Genomic DNA, 4113 nt, shown 5'->3' on the forward strand with positions numbered 1-4113 from the left:
CAGGATCTCGTCGCGCCCGCCCATGATGATCTGCTGGGTCTGTACGAAGAACTCGATCTCGCGAATGCCGCCTGGTCCGAGTTTCACATCAGGGGCGATGTCATCGAGATCACTCGTGCCTACCTTGGCATTGATCATCCGCTTGATCGCCTGCACGTCGGCAATCGCCCAATAGTCCATGTGACGGCGCCAGATGAAAGGCTCTATGGTTTTCAGGAACTTCTCAGCCGCCCCCTTGTCGCCGGCGCAAGGCCGCGCCTTGATCCAGACCATGCGTTCCCAGTTCTGGCCGACGCTTTCATAATAGATCGAGGCCATGTGCGTGGAGACGGCCGGCGGCGTCGAACTCGGATCAGGCCGCAAGCGAAGATCGGTCCGGAACACGTACCCATCGCCCGTCACATCTTCGAGGATGCGCATTGCATCGCGCACGACGCGGCTGGCGGCATCGCCTGCGGTTTTCTCACCGCCATCAAAGATGTCCGGGTCGTAAAAGACCGCGATATCGATATCGGAGGAATAATTAAGCTCGAAGGCGCCCATCTTGCCGAGCGCGATGGCAAACAGACCGTTTGGCTTGAGGCCCCGCTTGCCCAGCGCAAGTTGGAGCGCCGCCTCAAGCGCCGCATCGGCAAATGCCGTCAGGTGGCCTGTCAGGTCCATGACATCACCCGCGCCTGAGAGGTCCATTGCAGCGACGCCGATGTGATTGGCAAGCTTCGCCGCGCGCAGCCGCGCCATCGCCTCATCCATATCGGACAAGCGCCCTGCTGCGCGGGCCTCGTCGAGTGCGTGGCCCAGCAGGGCTTCACCGCCATTGGCCTCCAGGCGGTGCATGGCATCAGGTGAGCGGCGGGCGGCGCGGGCGAGATAAGGTGCGATGTCCGCGCCCTTCAGGAACGCGTCATGCGGCGTCTTAGCGAGCGGTCTGATCGTCATGCCGGCGACCTTAGCGATCGCGCGGCAGGGAGAGAACCGCTTTCAGGCCGCGCGGATTTAGCGGCGGCTCGGTCCACAACAAGTCGAGATGGCCCTTGTGAAGCTCGGCGACGGCATCGGCGAGCGCCAGACCCAGACCTGATCCAGGCTGTGTCCGCGCACTATCGAGCCGGAAGAAGCGTTCCTTGGCATGGTCGCGCTGATGCTCGGGAATACCCGGGCCGTCGTCAGCGACCACAATCTCGATATTGCCTTGAGACCGACGCGCGCTGAACCGAATGTGGCCGCCCTCGGGCGTGTATTTAACGGCATTGTCGAGAAGGTTCGATACCGCTTGCGCGATCAACTCCCGGTCGCCAAGGACGACGATACCGGTCGATATATCGCTCGAAAAATGAAGGCCTGAATCCTCGCAGGCCGGCTCGTAGAGTTCGGCAAGTTCTGACAGGAGTTCGAACAGGTCGAACTTCAACATGCGGCCCTCCGCCCCGGCATCGAGGCGCGAGAGGCGAAGAATAGCATTGAAGGTCTGCAGGACACGGTCAACTTCGAGGACGGTGTCCTCCAGCGTCTCGCGCGCAGTCTCTTCGTTCATCGTGGAAAGGAGCGACGCTTCAAGGCGGTTGCGCAATCGTGACAAGGGCGAACGCAGATCGTGCGCGATGGCATCGCCAGAATGGCGTGTCGTCGCCACGAGCCGTTCAAGCCGTTCAAGCATTGTATTCAGATGCTGGGCGAGCCGGTCGAACTCGTCGCCCGAACCGCTGACAGGCGCGCGGATGGAGAGGTTGCCGGCCACAATAGCCTCTGTTGTTCGCGTAAGCTGCTCGGCGCGCCGCGCCGCATAGCGCGAGATGAACACCCCGCCAATCAGGGCAAGCAGGATGCCGATCGGCGCCGCTGTCGTCACAGCCTGGGTAATCCGCCGCACGATCCGGCCGCGTTCACCGGTTTCGATGGCGACGAGCAGAACATTGCCATTGGCGAGACGGACAATACGCCCTTCCGCCTCGGTCACGACTGGCGAGCCATCGCCGCGCGGCATTTCAATCGACAGGCTGACCAGGCTGACCTCGCCGACGGCCTCAGGCGGCGAGACAGGCAGGTACGGAAAATCGCCGATGATGCGTTCACCCTCCGGCGTTTCCAGCTGATAACGAAAAGGGGCACCCGGAACGAGTGCCCTCTCAATCACCGATTGTTCGAGGCGTTCAAGCCCGCCGGCATTATAGGCGAGCCCCAGGGCGCGCATCTCCGCATCCAGCCGCTGGTCGGCCTCTGCGCGCAGAGAGCCGACCGTCGCCTGAAACAAATAGGCGAGCAGCAGGAATGAGAACAGTCCGAAAAGGACTGAGTAAACGAGCGCCAGCCGGAAGGTTGTCGTCCGGACAAACGCAAAGGGGCCAGATTTCATGCCTGTAGGCAGTAACCCGCGCCGCGCACCGTTTGAAGTAGGGGTTCGTCAAAATCTTTATCTATTTTCGCGCGAAGACGTGAAATATGCACGTCGATCACATTGGTCTGGGGGTCGAAATGATAGTCCCAGACCTTTTCGAGCAACATGGTTCGCGTGACCACCTGGCCAGCGTGCCGCATCAGAAATTCCAGCAGGCGGAACTCGCGCGGCTGCAGCTCGATCTTCTGGCCGGCCCGCCAGACCTTGCGTTCGAGCAGGTCCATTTCGAGATCGCCGACTTTCAGCTTCGTGACCGGCGGCTCGTCCTTGACCTGGCGCCGGCCGAGCGCTTCGACCCGGGCCGCAAGCTCTGCAGGCGCGAAAGGCTTGGCGAGGTAATCGTCCGCGCCAACCTTCAGGCCTTCGACCCGATTGTCCACATCGGACAGGGCCGACAGGAAGAGCGCCGGGGTCTGGCCGCCGCCGGTTCGATATTCCTCGACCAGTTTCAGACCGTCTTTCTCGGGCAGCATGCGGTCGACGACCATGGCGTCGAACTCACCGTCGCGCGCCTGAGCGAGACCGTCTGCGCCATCATAGGCGGTCTGAACCTCATGACCGGCTTCTGACAAAACCTTGTTGATGAAACTCGCGTGCTCGCGATCATCTTCGATTACCAGGACCCGCATCATGGGCTCTCCTCTACTGATCAGTCTTCGCCGGAATCAGCGATATCGGTTGTCACGAACATCGTGCGCTGACCGTTGCGTACCGCGAGAAGAAGCTTGTCGCGGCCTTTGGCCTTCACGTCCGAAATTGCGGTTTCGAGATCGTCCACCGAATTGAGAGGTTGCCCGCCGGCAGACAGGATTGCCATGCCGGGGCGCACGCCGATTTCGCGCAGCGGACTGTCAGAGTCGAGATCGCCGATCACAAGTCCGGCTTCATCGCTTTCCAGATCCATGCTCGCCCGCGCCGCATCGTCGAGCGGCAGAAGGCTAACGCCGAGCGGGCCTTCTTCGGCTTCGGAATTGTCGGACTCAGGGGCGGTGTTCGCGTTCGGAGCGATCGCATTCGGATCAACCGGGCGTTCGCCGACCGTTACCTCAACAGTCGTCGGCTCGCCATTCCGGAGCACGCGGAAGTCGTTGGTCGATCCGGCAAGCAGATCGCCGACCATCCGGGTCACTGATGTTGCGTCTGTCGCGCTCTTGCCGTTGACCGACAGGATCACGTCGCCGCGTTGCAGGCCGGCTTTCTTGGCCGGGCTGAGATCATTCACGTCAGCAATAATGGCGCCGCGCGCTTCGCTGAGACCCTGGGCCTCAGCCATGTCTTCTGTGACGTCCTGGATGGTGACACCCAGCCAGCCGCGAGAGACCTTGCCGTCCCGGATCAGCGCATCGGTCACATCGACCGCGAGTTCTGCCGGGATGGCAAAGCCGATACCGACAGAGCCGCCCGTGGGCGAGAAAATTGCTGTGTTCACGCCGATCACGCGGCCTTCAAGATCGAAGGTCGGGCCGCCGGAATTCCCGCGGTTGATGGCAGCATCGATCTGCAGGAAGTCGGTATAGGGGCTGTCGCCGCCAAGCTCGCGGCCATCGGCAGACAGGATGCCAGCCGTTGCCGTCCCGCCGAGGCCGAACGGATTGCCGAGCGCAACGACCCAGTCGCCGCGCCGCAGCTCGGTGCCGGTCTCAAACTCGACATAAGGATATGGGCCTGGTTGGACGACCTTGATAACGGCCAGATCGGTCTGCGGATCGGTGCCGACC

The 4113-nt window shown here is 62.0% G+C and carries 3 protein-coding genes and 1 pseudogene; all 4 read right to left on the reverse strand.

Going from position 1 to position 4113, the window contains the following annotated elements; translation table 11 throughout:
• Positions 1–939: pseudogene (locus WA989_RS02615) on the reverse strand (glutamine-synthetase adenylyltransferase); the annotation flags it as partial.
• Between the two features lie 10 nt (positions 940–949).
• Positions 950–2353 (reverse strand): sensor histidine kinase, encoded by a 1404-nt coding sequence (locus tag WA989_RS02620; RefSeq protein WP_424338970.1) that lies wholly within the window; start codon positions 2351–2353, stop codon positions 950–952.
• Complete coding sequence (locus tag WA989_RS02625; protein ID WP_424338972.1) at positions 2350–3024, reverse strand: response regulator transcription factor; 675 nt, start codon at positions 3022–3024, stop codon at positions 2350–2352. The genes WA989_RS02620 and WA989_RS02625 overlap by 4 nt, the downstream gene beginning before the upstream one ends.
• 20 nt (positions 3025–3044) lie before the next feature.
• The coding region (locus tag WA989_RS02630) for a PDZ domain-containing protein (protein WP_424338971.1) at positions 3045–4113 on the reverse strand (1069 nt) is incomplete at its 5' end.

Origin of the sequence: Henriciella sp. (assembly GCF_049649345.1) — a bacterium.
Taxonomy (GTDB): domain Bacteria; phylum Pseudomonadota; class Alphaproteobacteria; order Caulobacterales; family Hyphomonadaceae; genus Henriciella.